Genomic DNA, 16,453 nt, shown 5'->3' on the forward strand with positions numbered 1-16,453 from the left:
GACGGATGTGAATCCTGTCCTCACCGAGCCAATTTTTCAGAGTTTTATAAAAGGACTCTCGAGTGAGTATCCTGCAGTTCGACTTTCTTGTATTGAACATGCCTTCTGGCTCATGGATCGACTTTCATCCTCGGGTAGTGAGCTGGACAAAAATGCAGTGCAGAAAATATTCCAGATAGTAAATCTGCATCTTCGATCTGAAGACTCAATGCCGCAAGTAAGTCCAAAATCACTCAGTAAGACAGTCTCGCAAGAGATCCTCCGTTTGATCGGAGATCGGCTGCGTCCGACTGAAGTGGTCAGCCCTTCGGAGTTCGCGGGAAACGGCACTCTCTCACAGCATTTTTACTCGCCAATGCATTTAGAAAGTAAAGATGATTTACCTAGGGTATTCATGTTGGGTGCGAGGTTGAATTTCGAAGGGATAAATCTTTCTGGTTCCTGTCTCTCTGGTATGAATTTTTCCGAGGCAAGTTTCGCAATGTCGTCATTCGATAAATGTGATTTCGATAGATCATGTTTTGTCGGATCTTCTTTTAATGACGCAATTGTGGCCGGTAGTGCCTCAGGCGTAGATTTTCGCTCGTCCGACTTTAGCTTTTCAAGAGTCGACCTGAGAGTAGAAAAGGCTTCTTTCTCGACTTCTGATTTCTCGGGAGCTCGTTGCATTCTGAGAGAAACGTCCGGAACTAACTTTTTCGAGTGTAGCTTTAGGGGAGCGGACCTATCGGGAAGCGACTACGCGATCGACTTGAGCGGATCTATAATAGATCCTGAAACAGTGTTCCCGGACGGAACACGTATTGACGGAAATATCGAAGAATCGACCCTTTGGGTTGAGACGACCTGGGGAAAGGTACGCTTAGTCTCGGGACACTCTCTAGCCGGGCAGTCCAGATAGTTTGGTTGAGTTCGGGGAAGTGGAGTAGCGGAGGTGGCGCCAAGTTGTTGCTGGCCATACAAGATCGGGCGGTACGAGCATCTTCTCCGGCAGGCGCTTCCCATCGTGTCATCCTGTGGGCTGTGCGGTGGTAGGAGCCGCGACGAATTGTCCTTATAGAAGCTGCGCGGTTCTGTTCAGTGCGGTCCTGATAGTGGCCCTCGGGCGGTCTGCTTATTCTTCACTCGACGGGAGCGCACTCTCTAGCGCTGCAGACGTTAGCCGTTGCCTTCACCTCGTAGCTCGACAACCTGGCTCCGTCGATACCAATGCATCACAGTGACGATGCTAAGTCCTAGTCCGACCAAGAGCGAAGGGTTGATCCTCTCGATCGTCAACGGAACTCCTGTCGAGCACAATGCGACACAAGCTCAGAGTAGGTTCCTATACCTATTGCGTAAATAATGTGCGAGCAGGTACCCTATCGGTAACTTATCGAACGTATGAGTCATAGGTACCACACGGCGCTGCGAAGCGGCCGGTAGCTCGGCACTGAATAGGGATACGGACCATGAAAATCGGCTACGCGCGATGCTCGACGCAGAAGCGGGACCTTCGGGCGCAGAAGAAGCAGCTCCGAGACCTCGGGGTAGACACTGCTCGGATCTACGTTGACCACGGAATCAGCGGACGCAAACGAGAGCGCCCAGGTCTGGACCAGGCGCTCGCCGCGTGCCGGGCCGGCGACACACTGGTGGTCACGAAACTGGACCGGCTCGCCCGGTCCATTTCCGACGCGGCCGCCATTGCCGACCAGCTCGCCGACGCTGGTGTGACTCTGCAGACCGGACTGACCGTCTACGACGCTAATGACCCGGTCGGAAAGGCTTTCTACTATTTCGCCGCGATCTTCGCAGAGTTTGAGTCGGATCTTATCCGGCAGCGGACTCGCGAGGGTATCGAGATAGCCCGGGCCGAAGGGAAGATGCAGGGAAAGTCCTCGCGGTTCACCCCATACCAGCAGAAACGGATGCAGGAAATGCTTGCCTCCGGTGAGTATTCGCAGCGCGAGATTGCCGAGCTCATGGGGACCTCGCGCTCGTGGATCTCCAGGCTTGCGAAACGATGGCGCGCGCAAGGGCTCCTTGACCCGCCGCTGCCCGTCTTGATCCCCGAACCAACTGACGCCGAAACGAAGGAATAGACGATGACCACACTCTCCGACCTCACCGCCCAGCTGGCCGATCGCCGGACAGTCGATCGCGCGACCGCAGCTGACCTGATCCTCGACCAGATCGTTTCCCAGGACCTGATCCTGGGTCAGATGACCGACCCGCAAGACATGGTGCTGTTGCAAAGTTGGGGGCAATCGATCAGGATCGGCCCGCATGGGCATTTTCTCCGGTAGGCATTATCCCCAAGATGTGATCCTCTGGGCCGTACGGTGGTACTGCCGATACGGGGTGTCCTACCGGGATCTTGAGGAGATGCTCAGCGAGCGTGGTGTGCCGGTCGATCACACCACCATCTACCGGTGGGTACAGAAGTACGGCCCAGAGCTGGACAAAAGAACCCGTTGGTACCGTCAAATCTCACCCTGGTCCTCCGATTCCTGGCGGGTTGATGAGACATACATTCGAGTCGGAGGGAAATGGTGCTACCTCTACCGGGCAGTGACCAAGGACGGCCGTAGCGTGGACTTCTACATGTCCACCCGACGTAACACGACGGCAGCGACACGGTTCCTGGGTAAAGCACTGCGCGGTGCTGGTCACCGCGGTCCTCACAACGGTCCCCGGGTGATATGTACCGACAAAGCGCCCACGTACGCTGGCGCGATCGAGAAGTTGATCACAGAGCAGAAACTGCCGAGGACGGTAGAGCATCGTCAGGTGAAGTACCTGAACAACGTGATCGAGGGCGATCACGGCCGACTCAAGCGCATCCTGGGTCCTAAAGGTGGTGGGTTCAAGACCCCGGTGTCGGCCTACAGGACACTGCAGGGCATGGAGGCGATGCATGCGCTGCGCAAGGGCCAGGGCAGAGTGTTCGCCTTCGGGCGCCCGAACGCGGATGCGGTGATCGTTGCCAAGGCCTTCGCCGGCGTCTGAGGGGCCAGTGCCACAGGGTTGGGGATCCCCACCGTGGGCAGCACTTGGGCACTGCCCGCACCACTTTGCAACAGCACCATGTGTTCCGCCTTCTTCCATGCCGGGGGTTAGTGAGGCATGATGGAGGGCATGAGACTGTTGGGCTACACCCGGGTATCCACCGTCGGTCAGGATCCGACACTTCAACACGACGCCTTGCACACCGCCGGGGTCCAGAACCGTGATGTCTTCAGCGACGTCACCTCCGGGGCGAAGAACGCGACCGAGCGTCCGGGAATGAAGAAACTTCTCGCCTATGCCCAACCCGGTGACACGGTGGTGGTGTGGCGCATCGACCGGCTGGGCCGATCATTGCTCGACGTACTCAACACAGTGAACCTGCTGCGCGAACGAGAGGTGAAGATCAAGTCCGTCTCTGACGGCATCGACCCGGAGACCTCGTCGGGCCGGTTGATGCTCGGGATGCTGGGCACCCTGGCTGAGTACGAACGAGAACTGATCACCGAACGTGTCAACGCCGGCATCGCCGCAGCGAAAGCCCAGGGCACTCGCTTCGGCCGACCACCTGTTGATCCTGAGGTGGTTGACCGCAAACTCGCCATCGTCGCCGAGGAACGAGCCAAAGGCCGTAGCGCAGAAGACGCCGCGAGCATGGTCGGCTGGTCGAGGGCAACACTGTACCGGCATCTGCAGGGTGCTAAACGACGACAGTCAGCACTGCCCGCCTGATGCGGGCACAATGACCAGGTCGTGAGGTGATGGTGATGGACGAGATGCAGCGCTGGGAGATCCTTCGCCTGCACATCGAAGACGGCATCACCCTGACCGACCTGGCACGGTCCACCGGCATCAGCACCCGCACTCTATCCCGGTGGTCGGCCCGCTACCGGGCCGACTGTGGCGAGACAGGCGGCATAGACGGGGCGGTTGAGCGGCAAGGAGTTGAGTAGAAGGCCTGCCAGAGCGGTATCACCGTCTGTCGTTGATGCGTTTGTGAGACAGGCGGGTTTCATACCTGTTCACCCTACCTGCGACGCGTCTCACGAGTGGACACTCTGAGGACGCCACACAGCGATCAAGATGTCACGCCATTTAGCGGACAAAGTCACAGCCGAGGCGCTGTTAGAGCCGCTGGGCACCGGCCCGCTCGGCATCCCGCTGCTGGCCGATGTGACGGCTGACACGCACTGGAAAGAGGATTGAGCTGGAGGACCTACCGCGACGACCGCACCGGTGCTGTTACAGGCTGCAGAGCACCGTTACCAGCGGTCTGTCCTCCACCAAGAGGGTAGTCGATTCCTCCTCAAACACCGTACGGAACCAAGGACACACTGTTATCCTGAAGCGGGCAGCACTGAGATATCCACGAAACCAAGGAGGAATGACATGACCACATTCGCCACCGTCACATCCATTTTTCTTGCACTATCTCTTGGCGGAGATGCAATTCTTTCGCTCAGACCTCCCAAATTCATAGTTAACTGCCTCTCTGGCGTTAATTTCCCCAGGAACTGGTGGTGGGTGCTTATTGTTATCAAAGCATCCGCTACGGCGGGGCTGGTTATCGGATTGATTAGGGATGAGCCGGCCATTACCGCAACCGTCTCTGCAGGTGTTTTGGCATACTTCTTGTGCGCTATCGTGGCCCACATTCGCGCCAGATTCCTCAAGAGTGAGTTCTGGGTAAATTGCCTTGGAATGACCGCCCTAGCTGTCGTGACGCTTATCGCGACTTTACTGTCCCTCTAAGGGGGGTTGCAACGAAATGTTCGCGCAATCTAACATCGACCCAGATGTCTATCTGGGCAGCATATTTTCTAGCCAGCCTGACTGTCCGACAGTGTTTGTTACGGATACTTCTACGCCAGCATTACCCGATCTATCTCGTCGTTACACGGCGCGCGATCTGGAGCGGTTGTCAACTCGAATGGGCTCAGCAATATATGCGGCATTCGAAAGATTAGAAAAAGGCTCCGTGGTTGCTGTTGTTAAAGACAATCACTTTGACAACTTGGTAATCTCCGTCGCAATATCCAAACTCGGAGCAATACCAGCACTGATCTCAGATTCCGCAACCGATGAGACAATTCTTAGATTATTGCGAAAGCTTAGTCCAGCCGGAGTTGTTCTCGGTGGACGATTTGAGGGTGAGAACTACCCCCAGACACCGAACTTATTCAGCTCTTATGAGTGTCACCAAACAAGCGAATTATTCTCCGGACTAAGTGAAGTGTCCCACAGGCCGCTACCTTCAACACCTGATGTGTGCGATCCTGACGCTCTAATGCTTATTACGCATAGTTCTGGGACGACGGGCGATCCAAAGCTCGTCGAGCATTCCGCAAACTCACTCAGGGGAGCAACCGCTGTAGAGTTGTCGCGTATACCGTTTTTCAAATTAGTAAAGGCGACACTACCCTTGCAAACATTTCATTTTTCCATTCGCGCTCATTCTGCTGGCTATTCGCTCAGATCAAGTGGGAACCCAAGTTAGCAATTGCTGTGGGCTCTTTTGATTATAAAGTCATGATCAATGCATTAGGCGATTTGAGACCTACAGTATTCGAGTCGCTGCCCAATATTATGGGTGTTAATTTACGCGTAGCGAAGAGGTTCCCAGAGTTCTTTGCCAACGTCCGCACATTCATAAACACCTACGACATGATGCATCCCTCCCTTGCCCGAGAGTACGTGGCCATGTCGAAAGTCCGATCCTTGGTCTGGATTCATAGTTGGGGCCAAAGTGAAGTCGGCCCCATATCTGCAGGAATCTTCCCTCGTTTCGTACTTGAAAGCAGGAAACGTGCAGTGCAGAACATGAACAATATGGGTTGGCCTTGGCCCGGGAAAGTGCGGGTAAAGATAGTGGATCCTGATGATACTTCAGTTATTTTGCCACGAGGACGACAGGGTATCGCCATGGTAAAGAGTGACTCTATCTGTATAGGGTACTTAGGTGATGAAGGGCGTTACTCTAAAAAGTGGGTAGATGGGTGGTGGAATACTGGAGATATTGCCTATCGGGATAGGCTAAATCGTGTTGTATTTGTTGATCGTAATGTCGATCTCATCTCTGATCGGAGCCTGACTCAGCTAGAGTCAGCACTTCTTTCCAAAATCCCGACGGCGGAAGAGGTGGTTCTTTTGAAAGCCGGTGGCCGAACCATCGTGCCCGTAATAGTAACCAGCGACGTTGAAATGTCCGGACGCTACTTCCACTCCGTGTCGAAAATATCAGAACAGCTAGCCCCTCCGGTGTATCTTAGATGGGAAGAGCTCCCTCTTACCTCAACCTGGAAAGTAAAACGAAGTGAGCTCAGAGACAAGCTAGCGATTGTAACGGATGAGGTTGATGATCGATATGCCTAAACAAGACAGTTCAACACTAAATTTTCTGCACCATGCACAGTGCGCGCTTACGGAAACGCTACTCCATATGCCCTATTCTTCCGCGACACCGTACCGGAGGGAGTTTGAGACAGGTTTCTCGATCGACCATCGGTACGGTGACGTATGCGTGTTCCAGACGTTTGCTGCAGCAGAGGAAATTGCGCGGAGGACAGGAGTCTACCCCAAGTTTATTCGGGATGACAGGCACATAGGTGCTGTATATGACCTAGAGGGTTTTTACGTCATCATCGACCCGTACCTCAGCCACCTCACACCAGTCATCGTCTCTACTCACGAAGTTGCACCCCAAAAGACGGTAGCTGTACCTGCCGCGCCCACAGCCTATACCCCTTCTGCTAAGCCTGGTGTTTTCTCGGCAAACTACGACGAGAGCCTTGGTAGTATTGAAATCGAACAGCATGTATGGTCAGTCAGTAAACGTGAGTATTTTACATATAGAAAGTTTTGTCTAGACCTATCTTCTGAAGTAAGCAAAGATCTGAGCGGAATAAATGTTAAAGCACTGCTCTTTCACCCAGAACAGAAATCTGTATCTATCCGCGTAGTTGACCCGGTGGATATGCAGTACATCGAGGCTCGACTTAGTCTCCCAGCGGGGTATGAACCCGCTGTATCAGATGATATTGTTGTTTCCGACTCAAGCGGACCAGGATTTTCGCGGAGTGGTAGCGCAACGAACCGTCTTTGTGAGCTTACTGGTCTCTCGTGGAGAGACATCGAGGACCATTTGAGACTCGCGAAAGATCTGTATGTGGAAAACTGTCCTCAGTGGGGAGAAGAGTATTGGGGGCGTGGCAAATGAGTACCAAGGTCTTCTCCATAATAGGCCCCATACAAGGAGATAACGAAAGGGGAGTTATTGATAATCAAGCCTACAGAAACTCTATTTCCGAGCTACTCAGGTCATACCTCCCCTCCTGGACCGAGTATGAGCCGCATACCGAGGTTATGAAAAAAGGGAAAGCGCTTGCAGAAAGAGGGATGGCCCCCCTGGAGCCCACCCCTTATGAGGGGGTTTTTACCCCCCGTAAGCTTCTGCGAGAGGTATCCGCGGATTTTCTGGAGGCCACCAGAAAGGTGGGAAGTTCAGACCTTGTTGTATGCCACCTTCCAGGAAGAAAACTGAGTATGGGGACCGCCATGGAGCTCTACTCGAGTAAACTACATGGCGCTAAAGTTATTGCGATCACTGACCTGACAGATAACCTAGCCTTGCTTTCAACAGTCGATGTATTTGTGAAGGATCGTGGACAACTAGGCAATGCACTAGGTGAGATCGGCTTAGCCTAGCGACCCGTCGGACCGAACATGAGGTTTTCACATTCTAGGTCACTGTCGGCATGGTGCTGGGCACAACGTGCACCGCTGCTGGAGCGACTAGGCGCCGAGGTTGAGCCCTTCCACCGCCGCAGCCCCGGATGTGGGCAATGGAGGTATCCAAAGATGTGGACTATCTCCTTGACGAGATGTAGGCCTTTCACCCTCATCTATGCACCTATATCGAGGACGAGATGCAGCGACTCGGCCACCTCATGGACGACGGGCAGCTACACTTCGAGATTTGCGAAACTGCGTAGGGTGAGCGGTTTGTCTACCTGGCCATTGTTCATGAAGGCGAGACCTGGCTGCTGGCTTTGAGCGCTAAGGTACCGCAACGAGTCTCTGAGATCAGGCGGGTCCAGCCTCCTTATTCGCTCTGTGGGACTCTCCGGGCGCTGCTGAACCTGCTGCCCGAGCTGATGATCGAGCACCCGGCCGATAGCGCCGCCCGTGTCCGAACGACTGCGGCAATCGCAGCTAGGGCGCGGAGGGGCTAGAAGGACGCAATCCAGAGCTGCCAGAACAACGGCCCGCCCGTCTCGACCATCCGCCGCACTGTGACCTCGACGGATACGCCTGCGGACAGGGGGACCTGCCGGGTGACCTCAGGGCCCGGCACGGGGTCGTGCAGCATGTCGGCCAGAACCGCAGGGTTGAGATGGGCCAGCAGCGACTCAGCCTTCCACGGCTCCCCGGCTGCATTGATCGCGGCATCCTCCAGGAGCTGAGCGACGGGGAACGGCGGAGCCACCGGCTCGCCCGTCCCCTCGAAAAGGGCCGGGGCTCGATCCAGCGCAGCGTATACATGCTCACCCTCCGCTCCCCTGAACCAGCTGATGCTGCGCGCTGGAGTGGCCTCTGAAACTGCGGTTATGCTCATGCTGACAGCCTACGGCGGTGTCCCCTAGACATGAGGAAACCCCGCACCGATCGGTGCGGGGTTTCCTGGGTTAAGCGGCTCTTCCGGTTTCAGAGTGCGTTGATTGCCCCGCGGAGCCCTCCCGAGTGGATCAGTGACCGCAAGATGTAGTTGGCCTTGTTCCTGAACCCCAACGCGATACCGCGCAGGTGCTCCAGCTTGCCGTTGATGTTCTCCACCGGCCCGTTGGACGCACCGGTGTCGAAGTAGGCGAGGATGTCGGCTCGTCGCCGCCACAGCGTCTGGCCCAGCACCCGCAGTTCCCGCAGGTCGTTGGGGATCTTCACGTGTAGCGCCTTGATTACCTTGAACATCCGCAGCTTCCCGTCCCGGGGACGGTCCTGTTGATACGCGGCGATGATCTCCTGGTAGAAGTGCCACGTCACCTGCACCGGAAGGTGCGCATCATTGGTGAGCACGTCATCGAGCTTGACCGCGTTTTTCGGGGTGACCAGCGTCTTCCTGGTCAACAGGATCCGTCTGATGCCGTACAACGGGTCCCCGGACCGTCCGCGGTGTCCCATCGTCTCGTTCTGGACCCGTTGCCTGCATGCGGTGAGCTTGTCGATGGCCAGGTGAACGACATGGAAAGGGTCCATGACCTGCCTGGCCTGGGCCAGGTGCTGGGTCGCGGCTTTCGCGTAGCCGGTGAACCCGTCCATGGTCACGACCCGGATCCGGTGGCGGAACGTGCTGCCGCGGGCATCGAGCCAGTCGCCGAAGGCGTCGGCACTGCGGCCGGGCACCATGTCCAGGAGCCGGGCCGAGCCTACCCCGTCGACCAGTGGGGTCAGGTCCACGATGACGGTGACGAAGCCGGGGGACCCGTCGCCGCGGACGTGCTTCCATTTGTGCTCGTCCACGCCGAGGATCCGGACCCGGTCCAGTCGGGTGGGATCTCCGTAGGACAAGTGCCGGCAGGCTGTCAGGGCCAGCTGGTTGGTCTTGTCCCAGCCGATGCCCAGCCCGCGGGCGCAGGCTTTCACGCTCATGCCGTCAGCCGCCATGCGTTGCAGAATCCAGCGGGTCACCCGGTGGGTTACCGTCTGACGGTCGTCGGCGGCTTGTGGGATCGAGGCCCGGAAGATGGTGACCTCGCAGTCGTCATTGACGCAGACCAACCGGGCTCTTCGCGGTTGAGAGTGCGTAGCTGACGTTCGGGCGGGGTCGACGAGGACCCGGGGTGCCACAACATACAGAGGCCCTGGCCGGTACAAGATGAGAGTTACCACACCTTCATCTGACCGAACCAGGACCCTACCGTGCGCCCTACTGGCAACCTCGTCGCCGACACTTTTCACGCCGCACTGCGGAACTCGGACTGACGATCACCGGTGCTGCCGACGCCGGCACACTCACCATCATCGACGCTGCCCCGGTGGCAGTCGCCGATTCCTGCCCGGACTGCGCGATGCCTGGGGCGAAGCGGGACCACGTCCGACGTCGACTCGTCGACCTGCCGGTCGTCGGGTTCCCCACTCGCCTGCACGTCCGGGTACCCCGCTTCACCTGCACCAACCCCACCTGCAGCAGGAAGATCTTCCAGGCCTCCCTGCCGTGCGCCGACGATGGAGCCACGCTGACCCGTCGGGTGACCCGCTGGATCCTCCAGCGCCTTGCCATCGACCGGATGAGCGTCGCGGCAACCGCCAAGGCCCTCGGCGTGGGCTGGGAATTGGTCAACAAGGTCGCCGTCACCGCCACCCGGAACCTCGTCTACGCCGACCCGTCGCACCTGGCCGGAGTACGGATCCTCGGAGTCGATGAGCATGTCTGGAAGCACACCCGCCGGCCCGGCGAGCCGTCCTCAATGGTCACCGTCCTGGTGGACCTGACCCCACTGGTCGACGGGGCGGGTCCGGCCCGTCTGATCGACATGCGGCCGGGCCGCAGCGCGGAGGTTCTGCGGACCTGGCTTCGTGAACGTGACTCGCAGTTCCGGGCCGGGGTACAGGTCGTGACGATGGACGGATTCGCCGGTTACGCCACCGCCGTGGACCACGCCCTGCCCGCGGCGAGGAAGGTGATGGACCCGTTCCATGTCGTCCACCTTGCCGCCGAGAAGCTGACGGGGTGTCGGCAACGCCTGCAGCGCGAAACCACCGGGCGGCGGGGGAGGAAGGACGATCCGTTGTACAAGCACCGCCGGGCGCTGCTGACGAGGACGAACTTCCTCACCGACCGGCAGAAACAACGTCTGGATCTGCTGTGGGACACCGACGACGACTACGTAGCGTTGCAGGTGACCTGGGAGTTCTACCAGGACTTGATCGGCGCGTACGGGCACCCGGACAGGTCTCGGGGCAAGAAGTTGATGACCAGGGTGATCCACACTCTGCATAAGGGTCTTCCCGAGGGCCTGGAGGAGTTGGCACAGCTTGGACGGACCCTGTGGCGCCGACGGGCCGACATCCTCGCGTACTTCGACCTTGGCGCGTCCAACGGGCCGGTGGAGGCGATCAATGGACGGCTGGAGCATCTGCGCGGCATCGCCCTGGGGTTCAGAAACCTGAACCACTACATCCTGAGGTCACTGATCCACTCAGGTCAGCTGCAGGACCGGATCAACGCACTCTAGAACGCGAAGAGCCGGTGAACCTCCAGAAATGGGGACTTCGCCCCGCAACTCCCCTCACTGTCAGTTCTCAGACCACCTCGCCGCCGGACAACGAAAAACCGGAGGTCACAAACCCTTTCGAGTTTGTAACCTCCGGCCGGTTCAGTTCGTGAACCACTCACTGTGAGCGGTTCACGAGCGCAGTACCTGGTACAAATCCAGCGACCGGCTCCCGACCATTTCTGTGTCGACTCCCGAGGGTTTCCACCGTCCCTACCCGCCGCCGGGAACCCCTCTGGATCGCGCCTCGGGGCCCGCTGAGCGATGACCGCGCTCAACACGGATCTGGGTAAGACACTCGACGTGACCAGTGCAGACTCCCCATGAATGAGACCGGCCCCCTCGGGCCGCCGAAACTCCCGAGGGTTTCCCGGAACACGGACGCACCAAGCGCCCTGAGGCCACCCGCATGATGCAGGTGGCCTCAGGACGGGAAGAAATGGCGTGTCAGGTGCGTGGTGGGATCCGTGTCGGCGGCTGGCCAAGGTCCTCCTCGAGCTGACGCCACCGGTACGGCGTCGATGACGGTGCCGGCCCACGGGCGAGGAACGTGTCCTGCGTGGACATGTTCATCGAGGCGATCCACAGCCCGATCAGAAGCGTGATCATCGGCTCACGCTTCGGCGCCCAGGTCAGATGCTCAAACCCGGTGATGTGCGGACTCTTCAGCTTAGAGAACTGGCGCTCGGTCGCCGAGCGCACCGCCTCGTGGTAGATCGCATGCTCCCAGGACCCCGGGACCAGGCCACCCCACTGAGCCATCCGCCACTGATGATCCGACAACGTCACGGTCAGCTGCGACTGGGAACAACACCGGTAGCGATCCGCAGTCCACGTCGGTTCGATCGCCGGCACCTCGGGATCCGAGGTGTCCATGGATTCGGGCTTCAGCGGGCAGCAGACCCGGCCCTGCACCGCCGGGCACACCAGGTCCATCCGGACCTTCTCCTCAACCTGCCTCTCCCCTACCTTCGGCCGGCCCGGCTTCGCCCGCTTCCGATAGGGCCTAGAATTCGTCCCCATCAGCAGAGGGAACAGCCGGGCCAGCAGTCGGTCGTGCTGATCGAACCCGTCGGCCTTCATCTCCTGGAGTTTCCGCGTCGGCTGGATCAGCTTGCGGTTGCCGATGACCTGCTTGGCGACCGGACAGTAGAAATCACCGGAGATCTGCACCGGCCCGGCCGGCACCCCACGGTAGGTGTGCTCCGGGCCCTCACTGGCGAAGACGGTGCGATGCTGTGCCGGGTACCTCACCACCGGCGCATAGCCCAGATCCCAGCACACGCTGGAGAAATGCTTCTTGGGGCTGTAGCCCATGTCCACCACCAGATACGGCGCCCGCGCCCGTGGTCCACGCTGGTCACGGCCCTGTTTCTTGTGGTACTCGATGGCCGTACGCATCCCCTCCAGCGAGCCAGAGGTCGGGCGATGGACCGCAGCCCCGGTGATCACCGCCGGGACACTGTTCGGGTTCCCCGGCGGGCCACACACGCTCACGGCGGTGATACCGATGCTGTAGCCATGCTTTTTCGGCTTTGAAACCTTCTTACCAGCTGGCCGTTCCACGGAATTGTCCACCTCGTCCCGGACAATGTAGCGCCCCATCGGGGAAGCGCCGCGAGACTTTTCGTCCCTGGATCCCAAGCCACGGCCGGGTCGGGTGAGGTCAATGATCGTCTCATCGACCATGCGGCCAGCCTGATCACCTTCCTGGATCGGGATCGTGATCGAGCCCGCGATGATCCTGTTGAACACGTCGTGGAGTCGCCGATGGGCCAATTCCGCCTTCAGCTGCTCAGCTTCGGTTCGGGCGGCGAGCTGATCCTTGTGCTTCTTGTTGGTGACCCGTTGTGCCGGCAGATCCCCGGTGGGGTCCAGCGGCTCCAGAATTCTGCCCCACCACTGCCTGAACCTCGGATACTCACCGGCCCCCAACTGCCTTTGCTCAGGGTCCATTCCCACAGCCACCAGCTGATCATCCTCGAGAGTGCAGATCACCCGGTGGGTCTCCGCCAGCGACGGCACCCGAGTGACCCCGATAATCGCCAACTGCGTCGCCAGCACAGCCTTGATCGTGTACCGGCGACCGGCCGGCGGACGCCCACCGGCACCGCGAGCCATCCCATAGAAGGTCTCGATGAGCTCGGCGGCACCCGACCGCTCAATGACATCCACACACCGGGTGAAGTGCTCGCTCTCCAGCCTGTAGGGAGGGGTGTTGTCGGTGATCATGCCGCACCTGCCTGGGTGTCGTCCTCAGCGTCGATGAGTAGCTGCGCCAGATCCGCCGGCTTGTACGTCGGCAGCTGTTCGACTTGGTCAGCCAGGACCCGAAGATCGCCGACCCCGGCCAGCCTCAGCAAGGCCGCCGCAGGCACCCCGGGCTGTGAGGCCAAGTCCAGGACCCAGCGATTACGCAGACCGCGCGCATCCATCGCCGGAAAACCCTGTCCCTTCAGAGCATCGTTGACCCGATTCACAACGTTCCTGTCGACCTGCGCGTTCGCGGTTAGCGGCATGAATGATCCGGTACCAACTTCGTGAGCGCGCTGGATAAGCCGATGCCCTTTCGCAGGTTCAATCACCGGGACCGACCGCGTCTTCCCCCACCGCCCCTTGATTCTGACGACAACCACCTCGTATCCCGGTCCGACCCGCACAACGGTGAAGTCATTGCCCCTGAGATCCTTGATCTCACTGGCCCGCAGACCGGCCCCAGTGATCAGATCGAGCACCAGAACACAGGTCAGCCGCATCGATGGGCTCAGCAGTGGAGCGACCGCATACAGATCGCCTGCCGCGCTGCGTCCGGCTGCACGACGCCCTTTCTGCCGTGATCCGCTGACCGCGGTTCGCACCGGGAACTGCTGCGGGTGCAAAACCCTCCCGGCCCGTGAAAGAACCTGGTCATAGGTCTTCACACTTCCAGGACTCACACGCCGAGACTGTCGGAGCAGCCATCCATTTACTGACTCTTTGGTCATTGCCCGAAACTCATCGACATCCTGCCACTGGAGCGCGTCATCGTAGAGGCACCGAGCGATCACCCGGACCCCTTTACGGTCAACTTCCGCAGAGATGAACGGGGTCCGGGCTTGAATCATCGCCGCTCTCTCGATCGCCCAGGCCCGGAAGGGCCCCTCCGGTACCTGGATCCCGGTCGTGTTGACCAGCTCCTCGTAGCGCTGCCGCTCGCTGTCCGACAGGGTCCTCACTGTCATCCGTCGAGGACGCGCTGAGAATGTATCTGCACCACCACTTGGTGCTACCGGAGATGGCTCACCCGTGCTGGAAGCTTGAGCGTCTGTTACTGGGGCTGACTGCATCTTCTTGTGGCGCCCCATCAGTGCGACACCCCCAAAGGCGTGACGGCGGGCTTGCCCACGGCATGCGGGCATGACAAAGTAGTCATTGTCGATCCTTTCCAGAGGGTCAGATCAAGATCGCTGTAGCTGCGAAACTGTGACGGTCTTGATCATCAGCGGGTCCCGGTTCCAGCCGGGGCCCGCTCTCGTTTTCAGTTGAACTGCAGTGCTCGCCCGTTACTCACTCCCCGGCTCATCCGGGTCGAGATAGTCGTCGAGAGCTTCCACAGCAATCGAGCTGAGTGGTCGACGCTGCCGAAGGGACTGCTTGTGCATTCTGCGCACAATCGACCCTGGTAAGTGCAGTTCCATGCGCACCACGTCATCATCGCGAAAAGGACGGCGGGCTCGGCCGAAAGCTCCGCGTGAGGGACCATCACCCATCATCGTCACCACAGTCCTCTCCGTGTCCACATCAGCTCATCGGGTTCGTGTCCGTCACCCCAGGTAAATCCTGAAGGCGACGTGGTGACCATAATCACGGCTGCAACCGCGAATAACAAGCCCGGGATTCGAGCAGCAGACCAGCATCTACCTGGTGAAATTCGCAGAAACAGCACTTCAGAAGCACAGAAACGGTGGCACTTACGTCGGACAAAACTCGGGTTTCCTGTCGCCGCATTCGACCTGGAACAGCAGTGCGGTCACCATCCGCCCTCACACGGCCCTACCTGTACAAATGCAACCTACCCACCGATGAGTGTGACACTTAAATTCCCCCTGAACTGTACTTTTCCATTGTTCTGATGCGTTGACCGGAAGTGTTGGCCGATTACGATTAACCACCTCCCACGCGAAAAACCATGAAAATTACCCCCGTACGGGGTGAGTATCAGTCACTCATCTCGCGGTGTCTCGGATCACTCCGCGATGGCCATTGCCCAGAGCAACCCCGTAGATGAACTCCTGGGCAGTACTCCAGCAGGTTCCCACAGGCCCCGTAGAGTCAGCCCTTCACGGAGGTATCAAGCCTCCGGTGCACCATCGAGGCGGTCCCGAGCACGTCGAGCGCATCCTGCTCGGACATCTCCCACTTCGTCCTCGGCTCATGCGCTGACGGGTTCCGGACCGCGGCGAACAGTCCCTCTGCGAGCAGCGCGATGCCTCGTTGCTCATTGCGCTGCGTCGCGGTGCTGAGCGCATTGAGCTTGATCACCGGTGTCTTGCCGCCGAGTGCCTGCTGCACCAGCGGGGAGCCGTCGAGGTCCAGTCCACTGAGTGTCCGAAGCCGGTCAGCGAGTCCCTTGATCGCTTCGAAGACAGCTTCGTAGTAGTCGTCACGAGGCAGCTCGGCCCGACAGTGAGCAAGCACTTCCTCGTGTGCACCCCGCTCGGAGAGGAAACCCTGAAGCCTCTCAGAGCGGGCAGCGGCCTCAGTATCCGTCGAGGCACGCTTTGTCTTCACGACCCGACCGTCCTCACGGACACGGAGCCCGGAAAGGGAGAGCACCTGATTCAACTTGTCCCGCACACCAGCGGCGTGTGCTCGGCGGTCGAGAGTGCGATCTGGGCTCATCGCCGCATGGATGAGCCCGATGACCGCGCGGCCGTCGCCCGTCTGGCTCTGCATCTGTCGCAGTGACCCATCAAGCCGACGCCACTTCGTCGTCCCCTCCCCCAGTGGGTCAGGGAGGTGAATGTCAGTGAGCATCTGGGTCAGTATAGAGCCGGAGTACAGGTCACCGACAGCACGGGCTACTGCCTCAACGGTGCCGGACGGAAATACAGGGGTTGGGTTAGCCATCTGCTCAGTATGCCGACGAAGAAGACCGAGGCTGGTCATACGGACCGCCCCACCCCTCATGACCTCAGGCTCAGCAGTCTCGGGAC

General features: G+C 59.1%; 15 protein-coding genes and 2 pseudogenes. 12 read left to right on the forward strand and 5 right to left on the reverse strand.

Annotated elements, in window-relative coordinates; all coding sequences use genetic code 11:
- Positions 1-7 precede the first annotated feature (7 nt).
- From ACZ9GM_RS11960 to ACZ9GM_RS12010, 11 genes and pseudogenes are all read left to right on the forward strand, one after another.
- Positions 8-901 (forward strand): pentapeptide repeat-containing protein, encoded by an 894-nt coding sequence (locus ACZ9GM_RS11960; RefSeq protein WP_476037961.1) that lies wholly within the window; start codon positions 8-10, stop codon positions 899-901.
- A gap of 550 nt (positions 902-1,451) precedes the next feature.
- On the forward strand, positions 1,452-2,084 hold the full coding sequence (locus ACZ9GM_RS11965) for a recombinase family protein (RefSeq protein WP_476037962.1): 633 nt from the start codon (positions 1,452-1,454) through the stop codon (positions 2,082-2,084).
- A 3-nt stretch (positions 2,085-2,087) separates the two neighbouring features.
- On the forward strand, positions 2,088-2,288 hold the full coding sequence (locus ACZ9GM_RS11970) for a hypothetical protein (protein WP_476037963.1): 201 nt from the start codon (positions 2,088-2,090) through the stop codon (positions 2,286-2,288).
- A complete protein-coding gene (locus ACZ9GM_RS11975; protein WP_394287897.1) occupies positions 2,269-2,991 on the forward strand; it encodes an IS6 family transposase in 723 nt (240 codons plus the stop codon). Before ACZ9GM_RS11970 ends, ACZ9GM_RS11975 begins: the two co-directional genes overlap by 20 nt.
- A gap of 129 nt (positions 2,992-3,120) precedes the next feature.
- Entirely contained in the window at positions 3,121-3,720 is a 600-nt protein-coding gene (locus tag ACZ9GM_RS11980; RefSeq protein WP_145943069.1) for a recombinase family protein, read from the forward strand.
- 35 nt (positions 3,721-3,755) lie between these two features.
- The gene (locus tag ACZ9GM_RS11985; protein ID WP_476037964.1) at positions 3,756-3,941 is read left to right on the forward strand and encodes a helix-turn-helix domain-containing protein; all 186 of its coding nucleotides are present in this window, start codon (positions 3,756-3,758) and stop codon (positions 3,939-3,941) included.
- 436 nt (positions 3,942-4,377) lie between these two features.
- The gene (locus ACZ9GM_RS11990) at positions 4,378-4,740 is read left to right on the forward strand and encodes a DoxX family protein (protein ID WP_476037965.1); all 363 of its coding nucleotides are present in this window, start codon (positions 4,378-4,380) and stop codon (positions 4,738-4,740) included.
- A gap of 16 nt (positions 4,741-4,756) precedes the next feature.
- On the forward strand, positions 4,757-5,485 hold the full coding sequence (locus tag ACZ9GM_RS11995; RefSeq protein ID WP_476037966.1) for an AMP-binding protein: 729 nt from the start codon (positions 4,757-4,759) through the stop codon (positions 5,483-5,485).
- Positions 5,386-6,360 (forward strand): annotated as a pseudogene (locus tag ACZ9GM_RS12000) (AMP-binding protein); the annotation flags it as partial. The gene ACZ9GM_RS11995 and the pseudogene ACZ9GM_RS12000, both read left to right, overlap by 100 nt.
- A complete protein-coding gene (locus ACZ9GM_RS12005) occupies positions 6,344-7,204 on the forward strand; it encodes a hypothetical protein (RefSeq protein WP_476037967.1) in 861 nt (286 codons plus the stop codon). The pseudogene ACZ9GM_RS12000 and the gene ACZ9GM_RS12005, both read left to right, overlap by 17 nt.
- Positions 7,201-7,692 carry a hypothetical protein gene (locus ACZ9GM_RS12010; RefSeq protein ID WP_476037968.1) on the forward strand — a complete coding sequence of 164 codons (492 nt, stop codon included), beginning with the start codon at positions 7,201-7,203 and terminating at the stop codon, positions 7,690-7,692. The genes ACZ9GM_RS12005 and ACZ9GM_RS12010 overlap by 4 nt, the downstream gene beginning before the upstream one ends.
- 523 nt (positions 7,693-8,215) lie before the next feature.
- Here ACZ9GM_RS12010 and ACZ9GM_RS12015 read toward each other — a convergent pair.
- Together ACZ9GM_RS12015 and ACZ9GM_RS12020 are read right to left on the reverse strand one after the other, a co-directional pair.
- Positions 8,216-8,602, reverse strand: coding sequence for a hypothetical protein (locus ACZ9GM_RS12015; protein WP_476037969.1), 387 nt, complete (start codon positions 8,600-8,602; stop codon positions 8,216-8,218).
- Positions 8,603-8,691: 89 nt separating this feature from the next.
- Positions 8,692-9,765 (reverse strand): annotated as a pseudogene (locus tag ACZ9GM_RS12020) (ISL3 family transposase); the annotation flags it as partial.
- 197 nt (positions 9,766-9,962) lie between these two features.
- Between ACZ9GM_RS12020 and ACZ9GM_RS12025 the strand changes: the two are divergent.
- Complete coding sequence (locus ACZ9GM_RS12025) at positions 9,963-11,219, forward strand: ISL3 family transposase (RefSeq protein WP_476038359.1); 1,257 nt, start codon at positions 9,963-9,965, stop codon at positions 11,217-11,219.
- Positions 11,220-11,705: 486 nt separating this feature from the next.
- On the opposite strand, the gene ACZ9GM_RS12030 is transcribed toward ACZ9GM_RS12025, so the two are convergent.
- The 3 genes from ACZ9GM_RS12030 to ACZ9GM_RS12040 form a co-directional block, all read right to left on the reverse strand.
- Positions 11,706-13,322, reverse strand: coding sequence for a hypothetical protein (locus tag ACZ9GM_RS12030; RefSeq protein ID WP_476037970.1), 1,617 nt, complete (start codon positions 13,320-13,322; stop codon positions 11,706-11,708).
- A gap of 164 nt (positions 13,323-13,486) precedes the next feature.
- On the reverse strand, positions 13,487-14,179 hold the full coding sequence (locus ACZ9GM_RS12035) for a hypothetical protein (protein ID WP_476037971.1): 693 nt from the start codon (positions 14,177-14,179) through the stop codon (positions 13,487-13,489).
- A gap of 1,390 nt (positions 14,180-15,569) precedes the next feature.
- Positions 15,570-16,274 (reverse strand): TIGR02391 family protein, encoded by a 705-nt coding sequence (locus tag ACZ9GM_RS12040; protein ID WP_476037972.1) that lies wholly within the window; start codon positions 16,272-16,274, stop codon positions 15,570-15,572.
- Between the last annotated feature and the right edge of the window lie 179 nt (positions 16,275-16,453).

The sequence above is a fragment of the Corynebacterium sp. UD i78 genome (assembly GCF_056280545.1).

Excerpts from the sequence above, each read along its gene's own strand:
- ACZ9GM_RS11965 (WP_476037962.1), top strand. The coding sequence starts at position 1,452 with ATGAAAATCGGCTACGCGCGATGCTCGACGCAGAAGCGGGACCTTCGG.
- ACZ9GM_RS11970 (WP_476037963.1), top strand. The coding sequence starts at position 2,088 with ATGACCACACTCTCCGACCTCACCGCCCAGCTGGCCGATCGCCGGACA.
- ACZ9GM_RS11975 (WP_394287897.1), top strand. The coding sequence starts at position 2,269 with ATGGGCATTTTCTCCGGTAGGCATTATCCCCAAGATGTGATCCTCTGG.
- ACZ9GM_RS11980 (WP_145943069.1), top strand. The coding sequence starts at position 3,121 with ATGAGACTGTTGGGCTACACCCGGGTATCCACCGTCGGTCAGGATCCG.
- ACZ9GM_RS11985 (WP_476037964.1), top strand. The coding sequence starts at position 3,756 with ATGGACGAGATGCAGCGCTGGGAGATCCTTCGCCTGCACATCGAAGAC.
- ACZ9GM_RS11990 (WP_476037965.1), top strand. The coding sequence starts at position 4,378 with ATGACCACATTCGCCACCGTCACATCCATTTTTCTTGCACTATCTCTT.
- ACZ9GM_RS11995 (WP_476037966.1), top strand. The coding sequence starts at position 4,757 with ATGTTCGCGCAATCTAACATCGACCCAGATGTCTATCTGGGCAGCATA.
- ACZ9GM_RS12005 (WP_476037967.1), top strand. The coding sequence starts at position 6,344 with ATGATCGATATGCCTAAACAAGACAGTTCAACACTAAATTTTCTGCAC.
- ACZ9GM_RS12010 (WP_476037968.1), top strand. The coding sequence starts at position 7,201 with ATGAGTACCAAGGTCTTCTCCATAATAGGCCCCATACAAGGAGATAAC.
- ACZ9GM_RS12015 (WP_476037969.1), bottom strand. The coding sequence starts at position 8,602 with ATGAGCATAACCGCAGTTTCAGAGGCCACTCCAGCGCGCAGCATCAGC.
- ACZ9GM_RS12040 (WP_476037972.1), bottom strand. The coding sequence starts at position 16,274 with ATGCTCACTGACATTCACCTCCCTGACCCACTGGGGGAGGGGACGACG.